Consider the following 19,190-nt stretch of genomic DNA (forward strand, 5'->3'; position numbering starts at 1 on the left):
AATCATAAGCCCTTTAAAAAGGCGATTAGCGCATCGCTAACCGCCCGAGGGGCTTCTAATTGCGGATAATGGCCAACCCCTTCCAACGAAATAATCGGCTTATCGCCCACCACTTCGGTAAAACGCTGCACCATATGGCGACCCGAAATAGGGTCATCTGCACCGTTAATAATCTGCATAGGTACTTGGCATGTTTGTAAAGCACCGACCCAGCGTGCTCGATGTTCGCGCCGCTCTTGCATATAACGAATTAACTTATGCATCACCCGCGCACCGTGATTAAAACTGAACAAGTACCAGATCCCCGCTAATTCCTCATCACTGAGAGGCTGGCGGCAAATATGCGCAAAGGTACTGCGAAGTTTTTGTTCATTAAATAAACGAGAGAATAAAGAGCCTAGCGGGCTAATCAATAATTTTTGCACAAGTACCGGGCGATGAGTCTCGGGAAATAAACCACCATTTAATAGCTGCACACTGAGAATTCTCTGCTTAGCATGCTCAGCCTGACGTGCTAATAGCTCCTGCGCTACGGTATCGCCATAGTCGTGAGCGACCAGATGGTATTGCTCTACATCTAGTTTATCGAGCAAAGCGTCAAACAGATCGGCTTGCAAACTAATAGAATATTGCGCAGTCGTCGGTTTATCACTAAAACCAAAACCCAGCATATCGGCGGTAATTACAAAATAGTCTTGGCTTAATAACAACCACTGATGACGCCAGTCCCAGCTCGCGGTTGGAAACCCATGAATCAGCAAAACCACCGGTTTATCGCGCCCACCTGCGGTCTTATAAAAAATATTATGCCCGGCGAAATCAAAATACTGCCCGTGCGCCTGCCATTCTTGCAAAGATTCGGGTTGGCTAGCATAAGTCATCATCCCTTTCCAATGTCCTTTAGTACTAACGTTGGTAACCTAAGAATATAAATACTCACACCAAGCCCAATGAGCGGCAACAATATCTTCAACATCAGCCTGTCAGTAAAAACAAAAGCCGTTAACAACATGGTGGTCCACATCAACAGTAAGGTATAAACCTTCGCCTTCTTTGGCATCCCCTGACCGTCTAGGTAATAAATCACGTATTTTCCTAAATGCGGATGCTCAATTAACCAGTGATAAAAACGTGGAGAGGTACGAATAAAACAGGCGGCAGATAGCAGTAAAAATGGCGTCGTAGGTAGCACCGGCAGAAATATACCTGCAACCCCTAACGCCAAACTTAACCAGCCGCAAGTGAACACTACAAATCGCAACAGCGGTTGGCGGATCACGGAGCGATTGGACATGTTTGATTCATCAGCCATTACTTTTCCAACATAACTGGGCCAACGCATGAATCCACTGGCCTCTATCTGTCAGTACGCTCAAATTTCTCTGCACCAACTCCTCCAGATCACAATTCTCCACCGGCACAATGTCATTATTGCCCTCCACCCCAGCATACAGCAGAGCGATACCACGCTTTTCGGCTGCAAGCTCAGCGGCTAACAAGGCATTTCGCAAAGCCGCATCACGGGTTTTATCGCAGCGATAACGCAGTTCACGCAGTGGGATAATCATGTTAGAACGCCATTCGTCGTAAGCAACCTGCTGCATTAAGGCTGGCGTTAACCTCTGCTTTTGTTCGGCGAGCCACAAAGCGGTTAAACACCAAAGCACATCAAGGCCGAGCTGATCTTGGCCAAGCAGTAAATGCTGGGCAATACCGGGCTTGGCATACACCGTAAGCGCGTACTGCCATAGTGGGTTATCGTCCGAATCTGTGGCACACTGCGCCGCCATTGCCTTTACCTTTTTGCTGACTGTTATGATCGAATTTAATCAGGTTTCTCTCCAGCGCGGTACCAATCCCTTGCTTAGCAAGGCGAGCTTACGCATCCACGATGGCCAGAAGATGGCGCTCATCGGCCCCAATGGCGCGGGTAAGTCGAGCTTGTTTGCTTTGCTAAATGGCGAGCTGCAGATCGATGGTGGTGATTTATACATTCCGCCCAAGTGGCGCATTGCCCACATGGCTCAAGAAGTTGAGGCTAGCAGCCGTAGCGCACTGGATTACGCCATTGACGGTGATCATACCTATCGCTTGATAGAGAAAGGCATCGCCAACGCGGCCAACGATGCCGAGCTAACCCGCTGGCTGGATGAAATGGATAAGCACCAAGGCTATCAAGTGCCGGTGCGCGCGGAGCAACTACTGCACGGCTTAGGCTTTGCCCAAAGCGATCTGCAACGCCCTGTCAGTGACTTCTCCGGTGGTTGGCGTATTCGTTTGAACTTAGCGCAAGCGCTACTGATGCCGTCGGATCTCCTCTTACTCGATGAGCCGACCAACCACTTAGACTTAGAAGCGACCTTGTGGTTAGAGCAATGGTTAAAAAACTATAGCGGCACTTTGCTGTTTATCTCCCACGACCGCGATTTTATCGACGGCGTTGCCGATCATATTGTGCACTTGCATCAACATCAGTTGACTATGTATCCGGGCAACTACAGTGCTTACGAGCGCATTCGTGCGGAGAAATTAGCGCAGCAACAAACCTTATTTGAGAAGCAGCAAACCCGTGTTGCCGAAATCGAACAATTCGTGGCGCGTTTCCGTGCTAAAGCCAGTAAAGCCAAGCAAGCACAAAGTCGCATTAAAGAATTAGAGCGCATGGAGTTAATTGCTCCCGCGCATGTTGATTCTCCGTTTCATTTTAAATTCCCCTGTGCGGATAAAATGTCGACGCCCTTACTGGCGATTGATCAAGCCGACCTTGGTTATGCCGGAAGCGTGTTATTACCTAAGGTTAAAATTTCAATTGTTCCGGGTCATCGCATCGGCTTGTTAGGGCCAAATGGTGCGGGTAAATCGACTTTATTAAAAACCCTGTGCGAAGAAATTCCGATGGTGAATGGCCAGCGCAACAGTGGCGAGCATTTAAAAATTGGTTATTTTGCTCAGCATCAATTGGAGTCGTTGGATGTTAACGCCAGCGGCGCACTGATATTACAGCGCATGAAACCAACGGCAAGCGATCAAGAAATTCGTAATTTTCTAGGTGGATTTGGTTTCTCGGGTGATAAAGCATTAGAAATCATCGAGCCTTTTTCAGGTGGCGAAAAAGCACGCTTAGCGCTCGCTTGCGTGGCATGGCAAAAACCGAATTTATTAATTCTCGATGAGCCAACCAACCATCTAGATATCGAAATGCGTGAAGCATTAGCCATGGCACTGCAGAATTTTGAAGGCGCAATTTTAATCGTAAGCCATGATCGCCATTTATTAAAATCGACTGTAGATGAATATTGGTTAGTCGATCATCGTAAGGTACAGCCATTTGATGGCGATCTCGACGATTATCATCATTACCTTAATCAGCGTGAGCAGTTTGCACCGCAGAGCGAACAAAGCGCAGACGCCGAAAACAAAGCAGATGCTGGCGTTGATCGTAAAGAACAAAAACGGCTAGACGCTGAAAAGCGTCAACGCCTTGCGCCTATTCGCAAACAACAGCAGGCGGCAGAAAAGCAAATGGAAAAGCTGCAAAACACACTTGCCGCCATTGAAGAAAAAATGGGCGATTCTGATTTATACGACGCCAGTCGCAAAGACGAGCTGAATAAACTGATTCAAGAGCAAGGTAAATTAAAAGCCGAACTTGAAGAAGTGGAAATGGAGTGGATGGATTTAACGGAACAGCTGGAAGCTGACGCTTAGTATTTTCTAACATGATGCAGCGCAATCGTAATCACAATTGCGCTGTTTAATGACCCCTCTATTCTGCGCTGACGCCACCATACAAGGTGATCGACTTATCGCCGCCCTCAATGGACACGTCATTAAAAGAGAAGCCAAAATCCGTTTCATCGTAGACTGAGAACGAAGAATCGCCGATACCCAACGTTAGCTCAATCGCCTTATAACCACTGCCCGCACGGTCTTGAAAACGCGCATCAGGAACACCAACTTCGATACTATCACCAATAGATAAAATCGAACCGGACTCAGTACCTAAACTTAATCGCTGAGCGCCACCCTCTATACGATTAACACCGGCACAATAAATATTATCGCTCTCCGTGCCTTCTTGATCCGACCAATTCCAGGTAATTCCACCCAGCGGTCCGGTTGCATCACTGACTTTATAGTAATTTGCTCGATACTCGGTAGAGAAGGTCGCACGGCCCCCATCAACTAGGTCAGCATAGTATTCTGCACTGACCGCACCTTCGGATAAGCGCGTATTACTTTTGTCTATAACAAGAACACTGCCGCCACTCGTGGTCCAATAATTATTTTCTAGGCTTAATAAATTAAAGCCATTAGTACATGTGGCGATTTCCAAACCGTCGTCACCACTACGCACAACCACAAATTCTTTGCGGCTGATATGCGTTGTTTCGCGTTCAACCTTGGCACCATCAAGTCCTTTTGCTCTATTAATAATTGACCACACAACAACCCAAGTGCCCGTCATGGATGCGTTACTGACGCTCGCATTGGCTGCCGTGTAAGGATTAAGGGTATAACGCTCTAGGTCGATCGAGCTTCCGCCTCCGGAACCACCACAACCAACCAATAACGTCCCTACTAGTAATCCTGCTTTTTTATTAATCATTACCCTACCCTGGCTAACTAAAAAATGGCCTCTGACGACGCCAATAAAACATTAGAATTACTGAGCGCCAGCGGCTTTCAATATTTCTGCGTATTCAACTCCTTGTGCATGGCTCGCTAGAGTTTGCACCAGTGTTTTACCTTCAAGATCAGCTGCGCTCAAGTTATGGCCTTCCGCTTTAAACTGGGCAACAAATTGCGCAAAGGTTTCTGGCAACATATGACGGTAAGCGCGAATGCCAGAGATAAAATCTTTGTCCGTGCCGTCGTAGCTTTCTACCAGCATAAATTCACGGAATTGTTCTTCAGTCCAATCACCACCAAATACTTTTTCTTTGTCTTTCTTTTGCATAAATACTCCTATAATTTTTTCAATGTGTTCGCGGATAAGATCCGCTCCTACACCAAGCTTGCAGTTATCTCAGATGTAAGAGCGAAACTCTTTCGCGATCATGTTCGCGGATAAGATCCGCTCCTACATACACCGACTCATTCGCGGATAAGCAGATCGCTTCTACAGCTTCTTAAACATTAAATCCCAAACACCATGACCACGCAGCTCACCGCGTTTTTCAAACTTGGTTAAAGGGCGATTTTCCGGGCGTTCAACGCATTGGCCTTTACCGGCGATATTTTCATACCCTTCGGCGGCCTCCATTACTTCCATCATATGTTCGCTATAGGCTTCCCAGTCGGTAGCCATGTGGAACACACCACCCACTTTTAAAATACGACGAATAGTTTGCGCGAATTCGGCTTGTACGATGCGACGTTTATTATGCTTTTTCTTATGCCAAGGATCAGGGAAAAACAGCTGTACGGTATCAATACTGGCATCTGGAATAAGCTTCAATACTTCAATCGCGTCGTCTTTGTAAGTACGCAAATTGGTCACACCGGCTTCTTCGGCCAGATATAGCAAAGAACCAACACCCGGTAGATGCACTTCGACACCAATAAAATCTTTTTCTGGCGCAGCTTGGGCCATCTTAACTAACGACTGTCCCATACCGTAGCCAATTTCCAACACCACATGGCTATCGCGGCCAAATACCTCGGTTGGATTAATCACACCATCGCTAAGTTCCATGCCCATGGTCGGCCACTGACGCTCCAATGCGCCTTCTTGGCCTTTGGTCAAACGACCCGCACGGATTACAAAGCTTTTAATACCACGACGATAAACGGGTTTATCATCTTTACCTGCCACTTCATCCGCAGCAACGGTATCCGGCAATTCAGTCTCCAACGCCGATTCTGGCGTTGACTTGTTCAATTCGTTATCAGACACAAATAAGCCCTATGGACGGGAATTAGAATGGGGAATACGGCTTGCAGCCACTAGCAACAAAGCCCAACCAATCAGCCAGCTAACACCACCAATAGGGGTGATCATGCCGAGTTTGCGCTCACCGGTTAATGCCAAGGCATATAAGCTACCGCTAAATAGAATTAAGCCCGCGGTCATAAAACCGCTCGCTAGGCTTAGCCAGCGATCAGGACGTACCATCGACCAAGCTGCAAGCACCAAGAGTACGACCGCGTGTACCAAATGATATTGCACGCCGGTTTGGTAGGCCGTCATCAATTCAGGGGCGAGTACGCCTTTTAAGCCGTGAGCACCAAATGCACCAAAGGCAACTGCGCTAAAACCGGCAACCGCGGCGACGCGCAAGGTATTTCTTGCCTGCATTGTGCAGCTCCTTAGATGAACAAAAATAGCGTAATACGCAAAACGACTCGCATTATAAAGGAGACTAGGCCCGCCGTCACAATTGGCAGCTAGGCAATGAACACTGCTATCATGCTTGCCCTTAACAGACTCTGGATCTGGGAGATTCTCTTGAAGTACGCCGACCTTCGCGACTTTATCAAATTACTCGAAAAACGCGGTGAGCTTAAACGCATTAAGACGCCGGTCGATCCCTATCTTGAAATGACCGAAATTGCCGACCGCGTGTTGCGCGCCAAAGGCCCAGCCCTGCTATTCGAAAACCCCAAAGGCTACGATATGCCGGTGCTGGCCAATCTATTCGGCACCCCCGAACGCGTTGCCTTAGGTATGGGCGAGGAATCGGTAGAGGCACTGCGTGAAGTCGGTAAGCTGCTGGCCTTTTTAAAAGAACCAGAACCACCGAAAGGCTTAAAAGACGCTTGGTCGAAACTGCCAATCTTCAAAAAAGTGCTGGCCATGGGGCCAAAGGAAGTTAAGAAAGCGCCTTGCCAAGAAATTGTATTAGAAGGCGACCAAGTCGATTTATCGAAAATCCCAGTACAGCATTGCTGGCCAGGCGACGCCGGCCCACTGATCACTTGGCCATTAGTTATCACCAAAGGGCCGCATAAAGATCGCCACAATCTGGGCATCTACCGCCAGCAAGTGATTGGCAAAAACAAGGTCATCATGCGTTGGTTGAGTCATCGCGGCGGTGCATTAGACTTTTTAGAGTGGCAAAAGGCGAATCCGGGCAAACCTTTCCCTGTGAGTGTTGCTTTGGGTGCCGACCCTGCAACGATTCTTGGCGCAGTTACGCCGGTTCCAGATACTCTGAGCGAATATGCCTTTGCCGGTTTGCTACGCGATAGCCGTACCGAACTCATCAAAAGTATCGGCAACGATCTACTCGTGCCAGCATCAGCCGAGATTGTTCTCGAAGGTGTTATTCATCCGGGAGAAATGGCACCCGAGGGGCCGTTTGGCGATCACACGGGCTATTACAATGAGGTCGATCAATTTCCGGTCTTCACCATTGAGCGTATCACCCATCGCAAGAATCCGATTTATCACAGCACTTATACCGGCCGCCCACCAGATGAACCGGCGATTTTAGGCGTTGCCTTGAACGAAGTGTTTGTGCCGATTTTGCAGAAGCAATTCCCCGAGATCGTCGATTTTTACCTGCCACCTGAAGGCTGTTCCTATCGCATGGCGATTGTCAGCATGAAGAAGCAGTATCCGGGTCATGCTAAGCGCGTGATGATGGGGGTGTGGTCGTTCTTGCGCCAGTTCATGTACACCAAGTTTGTGATCGTAGTGGATGACGACGTCAACACCCGCAACTGGGAAGATGTTATCTGGGCTATTACTACGCGTATGGACCCGGCTCGCGATACCACTTTGATTGAAAACACGCCGATCGACTACCTCGATTTTGCCTCGCCGGTTTCGGGCTTAGGCTCAAAAATGGGGATGGATGCCACGAACAAATGGCCGGGCGAAACCACCCGAGAGTGGGGTGAACCTATCGTCATGGATGATGCCGTGAAGAAACGCGTCGATGCCCTGTGGAAAACCCTCGGCCTTGATGAATGAATAAACTACAAACGCCAGTTTATAAAGTGACGTTCCAGCCTCGGGGCGTCACCATTAACTGCCGTGCAGATCAGACCATTGCCGAAGCGGCTTTGGAACAACGAGTGATGGTGCCGGTTAGTTGCGAAAATGGCGTCTGCCAAATTTGCCAAGGCGAACGCCTACGTGGCGAACTAAGCTTTCGTAACGACCTTGGCGACACAATACTTGAGCAAGATAATCAGGTATTATGTTGCGTTGCCTACCCTAAGAGTGACGTTGAAATAGTTATGAGCGATGTCTACGCCCCGGACCACAAACCGGCGATCACACTGGCTTGTCAGATCAGTCTGATTGAAGCGTTACCAGACGATGTTTATCGTGTTGAGTTAATGGCGCCAGCCGGAAAAACACCCGATTTTTTCGCCGGGCAATATCTAATGCTGCACGTTGGCGAGGGTGACAAGGCGGAACAAATCCCATATTCCATTGCCTCGGCTCCCGGTAAGCTCACCGCTTCAGATCCGCGCAAATTAGAGCTACACATCGCTGCCAATAGCGACACCGCCGAAAACGTAATTCGTTTTTTACGCCAAGCGGTTATTGCGCGCGTAACCCTGCCTATGGGTGACTGCTTTATCCATCAAGCCTTTTTGCAGAAAAACGCCGATCAGCCCCTCTTGATGGTGGCATCAGGTTCCGGCTTTTCACAAATGAAAGCCCTGATTGAAGCAACGCTGGCATTAGAACCACAGCGCGAAATTCACCTGTATTGGTCAAATCGTGCAGCCGTTGGTTTTTATTTAGCTGACCTGCCACAACAATGGTCACATTCTCACGCTAACTTTCACTACCACCCTATCATTCAGCAGCATGCTGATGATTGGAACGGTCGCGCCGGTTGGATCTATCAAGTGATTCATGAAGACTTCGACGATCTGAGCAATGTACAGATGTTTGCCTGTGGTTCTCCGAACATGGTTTATGGCACACTCGACCAACTTGCTCCGCTAGGGTTGACTGAAGCCAACATGCATTCTGATGTTTTTGCCTACGCACCTCGCGGCTAGATTGCAGGAACTCGCTGAAGCTAATAACTCTCGAACAGAAACACATTAAACGTTACCGCCATCATGAGCGGTAATTTGCTTAATCGAATTTTAATAACCTAAAGAAGGATCGCCAATGAACCTAGAAAGCCTAAACCTGAATCCTGAACTACTGTGGGCCGATTACGTTTTACCGTGGGGCACCCAAATCATTCTAGCCCTATTGATCTTTATTATTGGTCGAATTGCTGTTGGTATGATTACTAATGGTGTGAGCAAAGTAATGACGACCGCCAAACTTGATCCTATTTTGGTCAATTTCTTATCCGGTATTCTGCGCAGCGTATTACTACTGCTTGTACTCGTTTTTGCGCTATCAAAACTTGGCTTAGACACCACATCACTCGTTGCCTTGTTAGGTGCGGCAGGTTTAGCCGTTGGTTTGGCTCTAAAAGATTCACTTAGCCACTTTGCTGCAGGGGTGATGTTGATTTTGTTCCGCCCATTCAAAGTCGGCGATTATGTTGAAATCAACGGTGTTGGTGGTTCTGTAGAACAAATCACTATCCTCAGCACGCGCTTAAAATCACCTGACAACAAAGTGATTACCGTACCGAATGGCAGTGTTTTTGGTAACACTATGATCAACTTCTCTGAGCAAGCAACACGTCGTGTCGATATGGTTGTAGGTATTGGTTACGGTAGTGACTTACTAAAAGCCAAAGCCATTCTTGAAGAAATGGTTAACGGCCATGAGCTAGTGCTAAAAGATCCCGCACCAAAGATCGCTGTATCAGAACTAGCCGATTCTTCTGTTAACTTTGTCGTGCGTCCTTGGGTTAACGCCGCCGACTACTGGACAGTTAAGTGGGATCTGACCGAGAAGATCAAACTGCGCTTCGACGAAGAAGGGATTGAAATTCCGTTCCCGCAAATGAGCGTTCATTTCGAGAAGACAGAAAGCGCTGCCTAATACTGGTAATTCGCTTAATAAAACAGGAGGCTTCGGCCTCCTTTTTTTTGGGAAAAACTCAGCCTTTTCTATAAAAAAGACAGCTCAGGCAAGATATACAAGGTAATCGCATTGCAACTTATGGTGAACGAACGTAAAGCAATGTATATGTAAATGCAGGTTTTGCCGTGTGCCAACAAAAATCACTATGTTATAGTCGTGCCACTCAAATATCAGCCCGCGCAGTCGTGGGATTAGTACGAGTGTTTTATTCCGCACTATCCAAATAAGAAGGACCATACGATGGGCTTTTCCGCTTATAGCCGCCTTAAGCAAAGCATGTATAAACAACAAACACGCCTCGGCTCGACAATAGCCGTTATTGTGTTCGGAGCCAGCGCAAATTTGAGTGTGGCTTCAGAGGTTATTGATTACGCCCAAATGAACGAAAAAGTGCGCTCTGGCGACTATGTCAATGCAATGAGCTTGGCAGAAAGCTACCGCAGCGAACATGAAGGCGACATCTGTTTTGACTATACGTATGGTCGTATCGCCTATTTCAACCAGAAATATGATCAAGCGGCCTTTGCGCTCGAGCGCGTAGTATTAAACGATCCCAATGATTACAAAGCACATATGTTACTGGCGGCAACTTACGTTGAAATCGGTAATGTCGATGCGGCTACTTATGAACTGGCTTACGTGCGTGAACAAGCCAGCGATGAAGAGCTAGTTGAAGTTGCTGATGCGCAGTTACAACAGCTTACTAATCAAACTCATGGAAGCGCTTGGGAGGCCGCCGTTGAGGTAGGTGCCGGCTATGATGACAATTACAATCTGGGTTTAGACAGCAGCACCGTTGAGTTCAATGGTTCGCAGTTAACCGTAAGCAATGACCGTCGCAAACAAGACAGCTTCTTCAATGATCTAGCCGTTGACGGTACGTATCGATTCAGCAAGAAAAGCGCGCTCAATCTGCGCTTATGGCATCGCGGCTACTACGACGGCCAGCAGCAAACTGAATTCACCGTCCGTAATGTTTACACATTCCGTGATTTAAAATTCCCGGTAACACTCTCCGGCGAACTACGACCGCTATTAATTGATGGTGATTTCAGTCGCCTCGTAACGTCTTTGTCTGGCCTTGTTGATCTCGATAAAGAAAACAAAACGCTACGCCCACAAATCATCTCGCGTTTAACTCACCTAACATTTGACGACAGCACCCAAGAACGAGTGCGCGCAATGGTTGGGTTTCGACTGGGGTATGCACCATCAGCTTGGCACCATGCCGCTAACATATTGGCCTCCACTGAGTGGGCAATGCAAACGGAAGGCGAGCAGTATGCTCGTAATGCTATTGGCCTAACCTACGATCTTAGTTATCACTACCAAAATGGTAATAGCACATCGCTAAGCACTTCGTATCAGAACTATCAATATCAAGATGATTTCTCTACCAGCAATGAACGACGTCAAAGTAGCTTGTTTTACGCAACGCTCAAGCACGAATGGCAAATCGGACGTGCGTCCAACATCAATGCCATGTACCGCTTCATTGATGGTGCCAGCAACATAGATTTTTTCGACTATCAACGTAACTTCGTTCGTGTCGGCTTCGGCTACCAGTTTTAAGGAAGAGTGATGAAATATCTAACCGGTTTACTTTTACCCATCCTATTCGCCCTGCCAAATTTAGCATTGGCAGATGCTGGTATTACGTTAGTTGCCAGCGGTGCTGTGACAGCAACTCAACAAGGCTCTGACGGACGCGAAGTTAAACGCCGCACTAAGATTTTTGAAACAGACTTAGTCACTACAGGCCCAGATTCACGCGCACAGTTTCGTATGAAAGATGGCGCTATGATTGCGTTGACCGAAAACAGCGAATGGCAGGTATTGGAATATAAATACCAAGAAGCGGAAGAAGACGCGGTCGCCATGAAGTTATTAAAAGGTGGTCTACGTACTATTTCAGGTCAAGTTGGTAAAGCCGACCATACCCAATACAAACTGGATACACCGGTTGGCTCAATCGGTATTCGTGGTACCCATTACGAAGTCCGTATTACTGCCGATGGTAAATTGCTACTCGGTGTTTACGAAGGCACGATCGCCGCCGAAACATCGCAAGGCACCATCGAGCTAGGCGCTGCCGCTGAGTATTCGTTCGCATCCATAGATGCTGGCGGCAACATTACGTATTACGAAACGATCCCCCCTGAGTTTTCTGAAGGTCACAGTTTAAGCAAAGCGGATATCGAACGTTTAATCGAATCGGGGGCTGTCGAAACCAGTGAAGTAGCCGATGCCCTAGAGCGCCTAAGCAGTATTGACTCCTTCAACGTGACGGAAAAGCCAGAAGAGCCATTAGAAAATAATGCCGAAGCCTTTGCGGATTCTCAGGACCCTATAGTCACTGACGATCCTACAACACAAGAGCCTGATGCCGCAGCTTCGGAAGCCGAAGTTGTTTTAGACTTCAACGAAATTATTAATTAATGCACATTGCCGATATGTGTGATTACCCAGTATTCACGAGATTTTAGTCATGAAATATGTTTCGAACATGAAGAGTTCTCTGGGAATTAAAGGCCTTTTATTGCTTTGCTTATCCCTAGCTCTTGCCGCGTGTGGCGGCGACAACAATACATCTTCAAGTACCGACAGTACTGTTAATGCGGCACCGACGCGCGCAGCGGATTTATCGTTAAGCGTCGTTGCACCCCGCACGACCTCAGCGACGCAAACCATTGCTAGCCTGCAAATCACTGTCGTGTCGCAAGCTACACAAGAAACCCAAGAAGCTACGTTAACCGCCGCAGATCCGACCGTTGTTTTACGTCTAATCCCTGGCAGTTACGACATTACCGTTGTTGCCTTCGATGCTTTCGGCCAAGCCTTGTCACAAGGGACCGTCACATTAACGGATGTAGTTGCCGGAGAACGCTACACAGTAGCACTGACGCTTGAAGATATATTACCAGCCTTGATTCCTGTTATTACCGCCGATGCTGGTAATTTGGGTGTCGATGAGCTGAGCGGACAATACCTGCTTGATCTTACAGGACTAAATCTAGAGTCCTCATTGATACTACCGTTATCAGCGACTTCAAGTTCAGGTGCTATCAGCACTTATAGCTGGAGCATTGTTAGTGGCCCCGTATTAGCGGGAGCAACTGCAGAACTGTTTGATGAAGTTGGCCAGCAAACAGCACAATCCGCCAGCGGTGATATCACCACGTTAAATTATTTCCGCGCAACCGATCCAAACATTGTTGATGGCACAGAAGACAGCCTAGTACTGCGTTTAACACTGACCGATGAAGGCGGCAATACGGAATCAACCGACCTAACCATTAACCTACTCTACACCGACATTCCGAATGTCGCGCCAATTGCTGTTGCGGGCAACGATTTCAGCATTGAAAACCTCGCCGTTGATCCACAGCAAAGTCCAATGCCTTTGATTCTAAATTTAGATGGTGCGGCAAGTTATGACGAAGATGGCACGATCAATAGTTATCAGTGGAGTCTTCTCAGCGGCAATACTCAAGAGCTACTGTTTTTCTATGAAGGCCAGACCCCAGGCTCTTATGTTATTGAAGTTGGCCCTGGATATACGGGTCCTATCGAATTTGAATTAACTGTTACCGATAACGAGGGTGGCGTTGGCACAGACACTATCGTCATCACGGTTACTCCGCCACCAAATCAAGCGCCGACGGCGGTGATCTTTACTGAAGGCCCCACCACATTTGGCAGTTTGGATGGCTTTACCTATCTAGATGCGTTCGATAGTTTCGATGTGGATGGCAACATCGTTGATTACAGCTGGACGATTGTAAATAGCGCTGCACTCGGCACTGACGTTTCTTTCACCGAACTCGAAGGCCCGCTGTACATCGAAGTGGATTGGATCGAAGGATTTATTGGCGATATTGAAATGCAACTTCAAGTCACCGATGACCAAGGTGCTATTGATACCGATACTATGATCATTAGCATTGTCGCTGAGCCAACAGCCATGTTCACGCCTGCAAGTGGGATAATAAATACCTTTTCTGGAGGAATGGTCGTAGATGGCACTGGCAGTTCCGATTCGCAGGGAGGGGTACTCTCCTATAGCTGGGAAGTATCAGATCCAAATCTGGTCTTCCTCACCGATAATGGCGACGGTACAGCCACCATTGAATGGGACCCAGGTACAACAGGCGTATTCGATGTTTTCCTAACAGTAACCAATGAAATCGACCTTAGTGGATTCACCAGCGAATCGTTCACCTTGTCATCACCACCATAATGGCAATGTTCCGACGATAAATAAAAAACGGGCCCCATAGGCCCGTTTTTTATTGTCTTCTACACAGCCAATCTAAATGTAAACGATTACTTAGACGTATGAATATAAACACCATGCCAGTCATCTGGCAGGTCGCTCTCCATAAGCACAGTAATGCGTTCAAGAAATAATAGATAAATTTTATCCTTAGGATACTGTTGTCCTAGCTCTGTAAAAATCGCTAAGCTCTGGGCAAAATCGCCGGATATGTAATATTCCATCGCCTCTTCATGGCGTTCACACTTCGCGATTAATTCGGCAGGCGCTAACGCCAGCTCAATTTGCGGCTCGTAGATATCAACCGGTTTTTCTTTACCCTTCACTGCCACGCGATCCATATGACGATAGAGCCATTTAGGAGCAACGGCACGAGTGCTTTCACCCACTAATAAATCGGCACCATAAAACTTGGTTAAACCTTCAAGGCGGGCGCCCAAGTTTACCGCATCACCCAGTACCGTATAATTGCGGCGGGTGTCAGAACCCATGTCACCAACGTTCATTTCGCCAGTATTAACACCGACACCAATAAATACGGGGGGCAAACCACGCTGAGCGAAATCAGCACGCAAGTCTTCAGTTTTCTTCAGCATTTCCATCGCCGCTTTGATCGCATAATGGGCATGATCCTCCACATCCAGTGGTGCATTCCAAAACGCCATCACCATATCGCCAACAAACTTATCCACCGTACCTTGGTTATCAAAAATAATGCCGGTAATCGGGGTGAAATAGAGGTTAAGCAATAGTTTAAGTTCTTGCGTGCTGAGTTTTTCCGAAATTGTGGTGAAACTACGAATATCAGAAAACAACACCGACATTTCTTTCTTTTCACCATCAAGGTTAACGCCATCAGGGTTGCTCATCATGCGTTCGATGTGAGCCGGCGGCACGTATTTATCAAAGTGCCCCTTAATCATTTTGCGTTGTGATTGTTCACCTAAAAATCCACCGGCAATTTCTTTAAGAGAAATGACCACGACCAACAACGCCGGTATAAATAAGGGTAAATCTAAGCTCCAATATTTCCAGCTGTAAAAATTAAAGCCGATTAATGCGCCCAACAAGGTAAAACTAACCAAGGGCATCATTAATGCGCCAAGACGTGGCAAGGCATAGGTTAAAATCAACGTAGACAGCAACATTACGAGTACCGAGGCACCTGAAAACCAATCCGGTTGATACGGGAAGGGGCGCTCATTAACGATGGCGTCGATGATGTTGGCATGAATTTCAACCCCAGGATAAAAGGGCTGTAATGGCGTTGAACGTAAATCTGCTAAGCCAACTGCCGACGTGCCTACCAGTACAATAGAATCGGCTAGCTCGGGAATTTCTTCGCCATTTAAAATATCAGCCGCAGAAATATAGGGAAAACTCTTAGCTCCGCCACGATAAGGAACAGCAGCCTCACCAAATTCGTTGGTCGGGATCACAACGTTATCTAGACTAATGTTTACAATGCTTTCGACACCATTCACATTGGCGCTTTTAATGTTCATGTGCTCGGCCAGTAAAAATTGCCGAGCCGTCTCTAGAGCCAGTGATGGATACAAGACGTCATCGTGTTTCAGTATCAGAGGGGCCCGGCGGATAATACCATCAACATCCGGTTGGATAGTGACGTAACCACTGCCCAGCGCACTTTCAACAAACATCTCTAGTGGCGCGGCATAGCCTGCAAAACTCTGCACCGGCATAGCTTGATATAAACTAGATGCTGCAAACGGAGATGCCGGTAAATAACCTGTTCTATCGGCTTCGGCATTAAGAAATAAATACCCGAGGATGACATCTTGCTCAGTAAACTGCTGTGCGAGCTTACCGTCGAAATCGTAATCCGCTTCTAATGTTTGTAAAAAATCCTGAATTGGCGCTGATTCCGGTCGCTCCCGAATGCGCTCGATCAAGTTTCGTTCTGGCTCAGAAAAGACAATATCGAATGCGGTAATTAATGCGCCTTGCGCCTTAATATGCTGCAGCAAACTTACAATTGTTTCGCGACTCCAAGGCCAGCGACCATATTGCTGTAAGCTTTTCTCGTCGATATCAACCACTACGATCGCGGTCGTACCGGCTTCCATGCTGTCATCCATCATGGTTGATAAACGCACATCGTATAGCATGCCGTTCATGCGATGAATAATAGAATCCGACTTACCCGGCTGAATGCTCCATTGAAACAAAAGCACTAATAAAGCAAAGATGAATAGATTTAGCGACCAAGAGCGATAGCCATGTGGAATCATGCGCCATAATCGCGACAAACGCGTAATCCGAAAAAGAGAGCGAATCATAGGAGGTTTTTCATAGCGAATTTAATCCGTTTTTATCCAGCCTCAATGCCATCCCTTCAAATGTGCAAAAACAGCTCGTTTCTTTATTGTTAGCATGTAACTGCTCACTACATTCTTTGGCAATCGCATCCAGCTGATAGTCTGTTCGTTCCTGATCATGGTGAAATAAAGCTAAATGTTTTACTTCTGCATCTTTGGCCAGCTGCATAACCTGCTTAATCGTTGAGTGTCCCCAACCATGCTTGTGTGGCATATCATCATCGGTGTACTGCGCATCATGAATAAGCACATCAACACCATGCAAAAACTTAACCCATTGGTCGTAATGATTAAGCGGTGTACCCGGCGGAAAAAGCTCATTGTCAGTGACATACGCAACCGTTGCACCATCGGCTTCTAACTTATAAGCCAAGCCACTGCCAGGATGATTTAGCGACAAGGTCGATAATCGAGTGGAGTGCAAGAAATCGTAGTCACTGCACTCAAGCAAAGGGGAGGTCGTAATGCGTGACGCCAAATTTTGGTAAGGTACCGGAAATGTACGTCCGCCCATCTGCCCGAGCAAAGGAAAAACCTCGCCTTCCGATACCGCTGGCATCAATAAATGAATATCAGCGCTGGATGAATAAATAGGATCGAAAAATGGAAATCCCTGAATATGATCGAGGTGATGATGACTCAGTAATAAATAAATAGAGTCCTTGGTCTTACGAATTTTCTTACCTAAATTCTGCAATCCCGTACCTGCGTCAAAGACCAAATGACGACCACAATCTAACTCGACATGCACACAAGATGTATTGCCACCGTACTTCACGAAGTCTCGCCCAGAAACAGCGATCGAGCCTCTGACTCCATAGAAGGTAATTTTCATATCAATGGCTCAATCAATGTTCTACCGTCCTGCAGCATAGACATAATTACAACTCAGGTTAAAAACACAAATTCAACGCAACCACTGCGAATAATGTCTTTATTCACCAGTTTTTGGCTGCGGATTCGTTTTTCGTTAACCCAAGTTCCTTGTAGTAATGCTAGGTTGGTGACTTTGTATTGCCCTTCATTAGCAACGAGTTCGAAATGCTCAGCTCCCACCGATTCGTGATTAATGATTAAATCTGTAGTGGCGGCTGAACCAACAACATAAGACCCATCACTGGGCATATCTAACAATTTATTATCTACGGGCATATCTGATAGCAAAACAATTGCTGCGCCACCAGTAGCACCCTTTAGGCGGGCAACTTCTGCATCGGCAATACGAGGAAGCACCTCGGGCGGTTTCGGCGACACCGGCAAAGTCCATGCGCCACCAATATTGTTATCTTCAACGACGTCACTCATGTCACTTACCTAAGCGTTGATAAAATTGTTGAGACGCTTGTTTAAAATTTGCTGGCGAAAAATGGCTTTCATCTTTTACCGTGGCGAAAATAGCATCCACTTCGCGCTGATACGTACCATTCGGATTAATGGCCATATTTAAAGTATCTAACGCCAAAAACATTTGCTCAGCCATGATGAAATCAGAGTAAGCACCGCGCGCGGCCTGCTTCAACATATTCTCACGAATTGCAGCCCAAGCTACAGCGTCCAATGAGGCCTCTGCAAGTACGGCTTTAATACTGCGTAACTGCAAGGTTAACGCAGCAGCACCGGCTTTAACTTGTGTGACTGATGCCTGCGAACCGCTATTAACAGCATTAATTGCAGTACGCATAGAGGTAAGCTCACCACTAGAAAACAAATCTAAGGGGGCAATAACATCAGCGAGCAAGCGAACTTGGCTCAAATTTAACCTTACTGAGCCAGGTGCCAGCGTGCTATTTGCGTTCCAGCGTTTATCGTTCATACCATGATGACAGCTATGACAATCAAACAAGGCTAACTCAGGAAAAACCTGGCCACGATCAAAATGGTCCTCGATCAACTCTAAACTACCGATTGCCGCATTAGTTAAGCCAGATAACCATGCATCAGCAGGCGCTAGCTCGGATTTTCCGCGCGCAAAGTAATCAGCATCAAGATCATAGTGGCGCGGCTGATTCGCCGAAAACACCGCCATATCAAAGCGTAAGCGCGGATGGCCTGCCCCCATGATTTTATGGGTCGCTAATTTATCTTTGGTGCCTTGATGACACGATAAGCATAAACCAGCTTTTGCATCGGGATCAGTCAAGGCATACAAGCCGTTCGCTAGGTTTTGCGGATGGGTTGCGTCCTTACCAGTATGTGTTGCCAACCAATTCTGCGAACCACCGTGACAAGACTCACAACCGACACCATCGCTAATTTGGAATTTTGCGCCGCGATATTCTGGCGCAACATTGTCGGCATGACAGTCCAAACAAATTTTGGCGGTATGCGCATCAGGCAAACCTAAATTTGCAGCGATCATTTTAGATTTATCGTTGAGCAGCACTTTATAGGCTAATGAATGCGCATCATTTTTTAACCAGATACGGTATTCATTGAGGTTCACGTCCGAGCCATCTTTCGGCGCAGCGCGGCCATGACAAACGGAATTAGCACACGAGGCAACGCCTTCGTGCACACGCTCATCGTTTTGCGGTAGCGCCTGCACCGCAGATGCGGCGCAGATGAAAAACGCAAAAATAATAGGCAGTAACCCTTTATTCATTATCATTAC

At 47.1% G+C, this 19,190-nt stretch carries 18 protein-coding genes; 7 read left to right on the top strand and 11 right to left on the bottom strand.

Translation table 11 applies throughout. The features are described 5' to 3' along the window. Positions 1-2 precede the first annotated feature (2 nt). The 3 genes from TOL_RS17600 to TOL_RS18580 are packed head-to-tail and all read right to left on the bottom strand — an operon-like array spanning position 3 to position 1,790. Complete coding sequence (locus TOL_RS17600; protein WP_015488730.1) at positions 3-884, bottom strand: alpha/beta fold hydrolase; 882 nt, start codon at positions 882-884, stop codon at positions 3-5. Beyond that, the gene (locus tag TOL_RS17605) at positions 881-1,312 is read right to left on the bottom strand and encodes a YbaN family protein (protein WP_223248691.1); all 432 of its coding nucleotides are present in this window, start codon (positions 1,310-1,312) and stop codon (positions 881-883) included. The genes TOL_RS17600 and TOL_RS17605 overlap by 4 nt, the downstream gene beginning before the upstream one ends. Beyond that, on the bottom strand, positions 1,305-1,790 hold the full coding sequence (locus tag TOL_RS18580; protein WP_015488732.1) for a TIGR02444 family protein: 486 nt from the start codon (positions 1,788-1,790) through the stop codon (positions 1,305-1,307). Before TOL_RS18580 ends, TOL_RS17605 begins: the two co-directional genes overlap by 8 nt. A 25-nt stretch (positions 1,791-1,815) precedes the next feature. Here TOL_RS18580 and TOL_RS17615 point away from each other — a divergent pair, with 25 nt between their 5' ends. Continuing rightward, complete coding sequence (locus TOL_RS17615; RefSeq protein ID WP_015488733.1) at positions 1,816-3,708, top strand: ATP-binding cassette domain-containing protein; 1,893 nt, start codon at positions 1,816-1,818, stop codon at positions 3,706-3,708. 58 nt (positions 3,709-3,766) lie between these two features. Here TOL_RS17615 and TOL_RS17620 read toward each other — a convergent pair whose 3' ends face one another. The 4 genes from TOL_RS17620 to TOL_RS17635 all read right to left on the bottom strand — a co-directional run bounded on the left by TOL_RS17620 (position 3,767) and on the right by TOL_RS17635 (position 6,301). Further along, positions 3,767-4,609: a hypothetical protein gene (locus TOL_RS17620; RefSeq protein ID WP_015488734.1), complete on the bottom strand. Its 843-nt coding sequence runs from the start codon at positions 4,607-4,609 to the stop codon at positions 3,767-3,769. 57 nt (positions 4,610-4,666) lie between these two features. Continuing rightward, positions 4,667-4,960 carry a PA4642 family protein gene (locus TOL_RS17625; RefSeq protein ID WP_015488735.1) on the bottom strand — a complete coding sequence of 98 codons (294 nt, stop codon included), beginning with the start codon at positions 4,958-4,960 and terminating at the stop codon, positions 4,667-4,669. 162 nt (positions 4,961-5,122) lie between these two features. Then, positions 5,123-5,899, bottom strand: coding sequence for a tRNA (guanosine(46)-N7)-methyltransferase TrmB (gene trmB / locus TOL_RS17630; RefSeq protein ID WP_015488736.1), 777 nt, complete (start codon positions 5,897-5,899; stop codon positions 5,123-5,125). A gap of 9 nt (positions 5,900-5,908) precedes the next feature. Continuing rightward, complete coding sequence (locus TOL_RS17635) at positions 5,909-6,301, bottom strand: DUF423 domain-containing protein (protein WP_015488737.1); 393 nt, start codon at positions 6,299-6,301, stop codon at positions 5,909-5,911. 111 nt (positions 6,302-6,412) lie between these two features. Here TOL_RS17635 and ubiD point away from each other — a divergent pair, with 111 nt between their 5' ends. From ubiD to TOL_RS17665, 6 genes are all read left to right on the top strand, one after another. Further along, positions 6,413-7,921 carry a 4-hydroxy-3-polyprenylbenzoate decarboxylase gene (gene ubiD, locus TOL_RS17640; protein WP_015488738.1) on the top strand — a complete coding sequence of 503 codons (1,509 nt, stop codon included), beginning with the start codon at positions 6,413-6,415 and terminating at the stop codon, positions 7,919-7,921. Then, positions 7,918-8,970, top strand: coding sequence for a 2Fe-2S iron-sulfur cluster-binding protein (locus tag TOL_RS17645; RefSeq protein ID WP_015488739.1), 1,053 nt, complete (start codon positions 7,918-7,920; stop codon positions 8,968-8,970). Before ubiD ends, TOL_RS17645 begins: the two co-directional genes overlap by 4 nt. 115 nt (positions 8,971-9,085) lie before the next feature. Beyond that, entirely contained in the window at positions 9,086-9,922 is an 837-nt protein-coding gene (locus TOL_RS17650; RefSeq protein ID WP_015488740.1) for a mechanosensitive ion channel family protein, read from the top strand. Between the two features lie 282 nt (positions 9,923-10,204). Continuing rightward, entirely contained in the window at positions 10,205-11,536 is a 1,332-nt protein-coding gene (locus TOL_RS17655) for a tetratricopeptide repeat protein (RefSeq protein WP_015488741.1), read from the top strand. Between the two features lie 9 nt (positions 11,537-11,545). Continuing rightward, the gene (locus TOL_RS18585; RefSeq protein ID WP_015488742.1) at positions 11,546-12,403 is read left to right on the top strand and encodes a FecR family protein; all 858 of its coding nucleotides are present in this window, start codon (positions 11,546-11,548) and stop codon (positions 12,401-12,403) included. Positions 12,404-12,470: 67 nt separating this feature from the next. Then, on the top strand, positions 12,471-14,204 hold the full coding sequence (locus tag TOL_RS17665) for a PKD domain-containing protein (protein ID WP_144055398.1): 1,734 nt from the start codon (positions 12,471-12,473) through the stop codon (positions 14,202-14,204). Between the two features lie 86 nt (positions 14,205-14,290). Here TOL_RS17665 and TOL_RS17670 read toward each other — a convergent pair whose 3' ends face one another. The 4 genes from TOL_RS17670 to TOL_RS17685 are packed head-to-tail and all read right to left on the bottom strand — an operon-like array spanning position 14,291 to position 19,181. Further along, entirely contained in the window at positions 14,291-16,540 is a 2,250-nt protein-coding gene (locus TOL_RS17670) for a CHASE2 domain-containing protein (RefSeq protein ID WP_015488744.1), read from the bottom strand. A 10-nt stretch (positions 16,541-16,550) separates the two neighbouring features. Further along, positions 16,551-17,414 (bottom strand): MBL fold metallo-hydrolase, encoded by an 864-nt coding sequence (locus TOL_RS17675; RefSeq protein ID WP_015488745.1) that lies wholly within the window; start codon positions 17,412-17,414, stop codon positions 16,551-16,553. A gap of 53 nt (positions 17,415-17,467) precedes the next feature. Beyond that, a complete protein-coding gene (locus TOL_RS17680; RefSeq protein WP_015488746.1) occupies positions 17,468-17,884 on the bottom strand; it encodes an FHA domain-containing protein in 417 nt (138 codons plus the stop codon). A 1-nt stretch (position 17,885) separates the two neighbouring features. Beyond that, a complete protein-coding gene (locus TOL_RS17685; RefSeq protein ID WP_015488747.1) occupies positions 17,886-19,181 on the bottom strand; it encodes a multiheme c-type cytochrome in 1,296 nt (431 codons plus the stop codon). Between the last annotated feature and the right edge of the window lie 9 nt (positions 19,182-19,190).

Origin of the sequence: Thalassolituus oleivorans MIL-1 (assembly GCF_000355675.1) — a bacterium.
GTDB classification, from domain to species: domain Bacteria; phylum Pseudomonadota; class Gammaproteobacteria; order Pseudomonadales; family Oceanobacteraceae; genus Thalassolituus; species Thalassolituus oleivorans.

Excerpts from the sequence above, each read along its gene's own strand:
- TOL_RS17600 (WP_015488730.1), bottom strand. The coding sequence starts at position 884 with ATGATGACTTATGCTAGCCAACCCGAATCTTTGCAAGAATGGCAGGCG.
- TOL_RS17605 (WP_223248691.1), bottom strand. The coding sequence starts at position 1,312 with ATGGCTGATGAATCAAACATGTCCAATCGCTCCGTGATCCGCCAACCG.
- TOL_RS18580 (WP_015488732.1), bottom strand. The coding sequence starts at position 1,790 with ATGGCGGCGCAGTGTGCCACAGATTCGGACGATAACCCACTATGGCAG.
- TOL_RS17615 (WP_015488733.1), top strand. The coding sequence starts at position 1,816 with ATGATCGAATTTAATCAGGTTTCTCTCCAGCGCGGTACCAATCCCTTG.
- TOL_RS17620 (WP_015488734.1), bottom strand. The coding sequence starts at position 4,609 with ATGATTAATAAAAAAGCAGGATTACTAGTAGGGACGTTATTGGTTGGT.
- TOL_RS17625 (WP_015488735.1), bottom strand. The coding sequence starts at position 4,960 with ATGCAAAAGAAAGACAAAGAAAAAGTATTTGGTGGTGATTGGACTGAA.
- TOL_RS17635 (WP_015488737.1), bottom strand. The coding sequence starts at position 6,301 with ATGCAGGCAAGAAATACCTTGCGCGTCGCCGCGGTTGCCGGTTTTAGC.
- ubiD (WP_015488738.1), top strand. The coding sequence starts at position 6,413 with ATGCTTGCCCTTAACAGACTCTGGATCTGGGAGATTCTCTTGAAGTAC.
- TOL_RS17645 (WP_015488739.1), top strand. The coding sequence starts at position 7,918 with ATGAATAAACTACAAACGCCAGTTTATAAAGTGACGTTCCAGCCTCGG.
- TOL_RS17650 (WP_015488740.1), top strand. The coding sequence starts at position 9,086 with ATGAACCTAGAAAGCCTAAACCTGAATCCTGAACTACTGTGGGCCGAT.
- TOL_RS17655 (WP_015488741.1), top strand. The coding sequence starts at position 10,205 with ATGGGCTTTTCCGCTTATAGCCGCCTTAAGCAAAGCATGTATAAACAA.
- TOL_RS18585 (WP_015488742.1), top strand. The coding sequence starts at position 11,546 with ATGAAATATCTAACCGGTTTACTTTTACCCATCCTATTCGCCCTGCCA.
- TOL_RS17665 (WP_144055398.1), top strand. The coding sequence starts at position 12,471 with ATGAAGAGTTCTCTGGGAATTAAAGGCCTTTTATTGCTTTGCTTATCC.
- TOL_RS17670 (WP_015488744.1), bottom strand. The coding sequence starts at position 16,540 with ATGATTCGCTCTCTTTTTCGGATTACGCGTTTGTCGCGATTATGGCGC.
- TOL_RS17675 (WP_015488745.1), bottom strand. The coding sequence starts at position 17,414 with ATGAAAATTACCTTCTATGGAGTCAGAGGCTCGATCGCTGTTTCTGGG.
- TOL_RS17680 (WP_015488746.1), bottom strand. The coding sequence starts at position 17,884 with ATGAGTGACGTCGTTGAAGATAACAATATTGGTGGCGCATGGACTTTG.
- TOL_RS17685 (WP_015488747.1), bottom strand. The coding sequence starts at position 19,181 with ATGAATAAAGGGTTACTGCCTATTATTTTTGCGTTTTTCATCTGCGCC.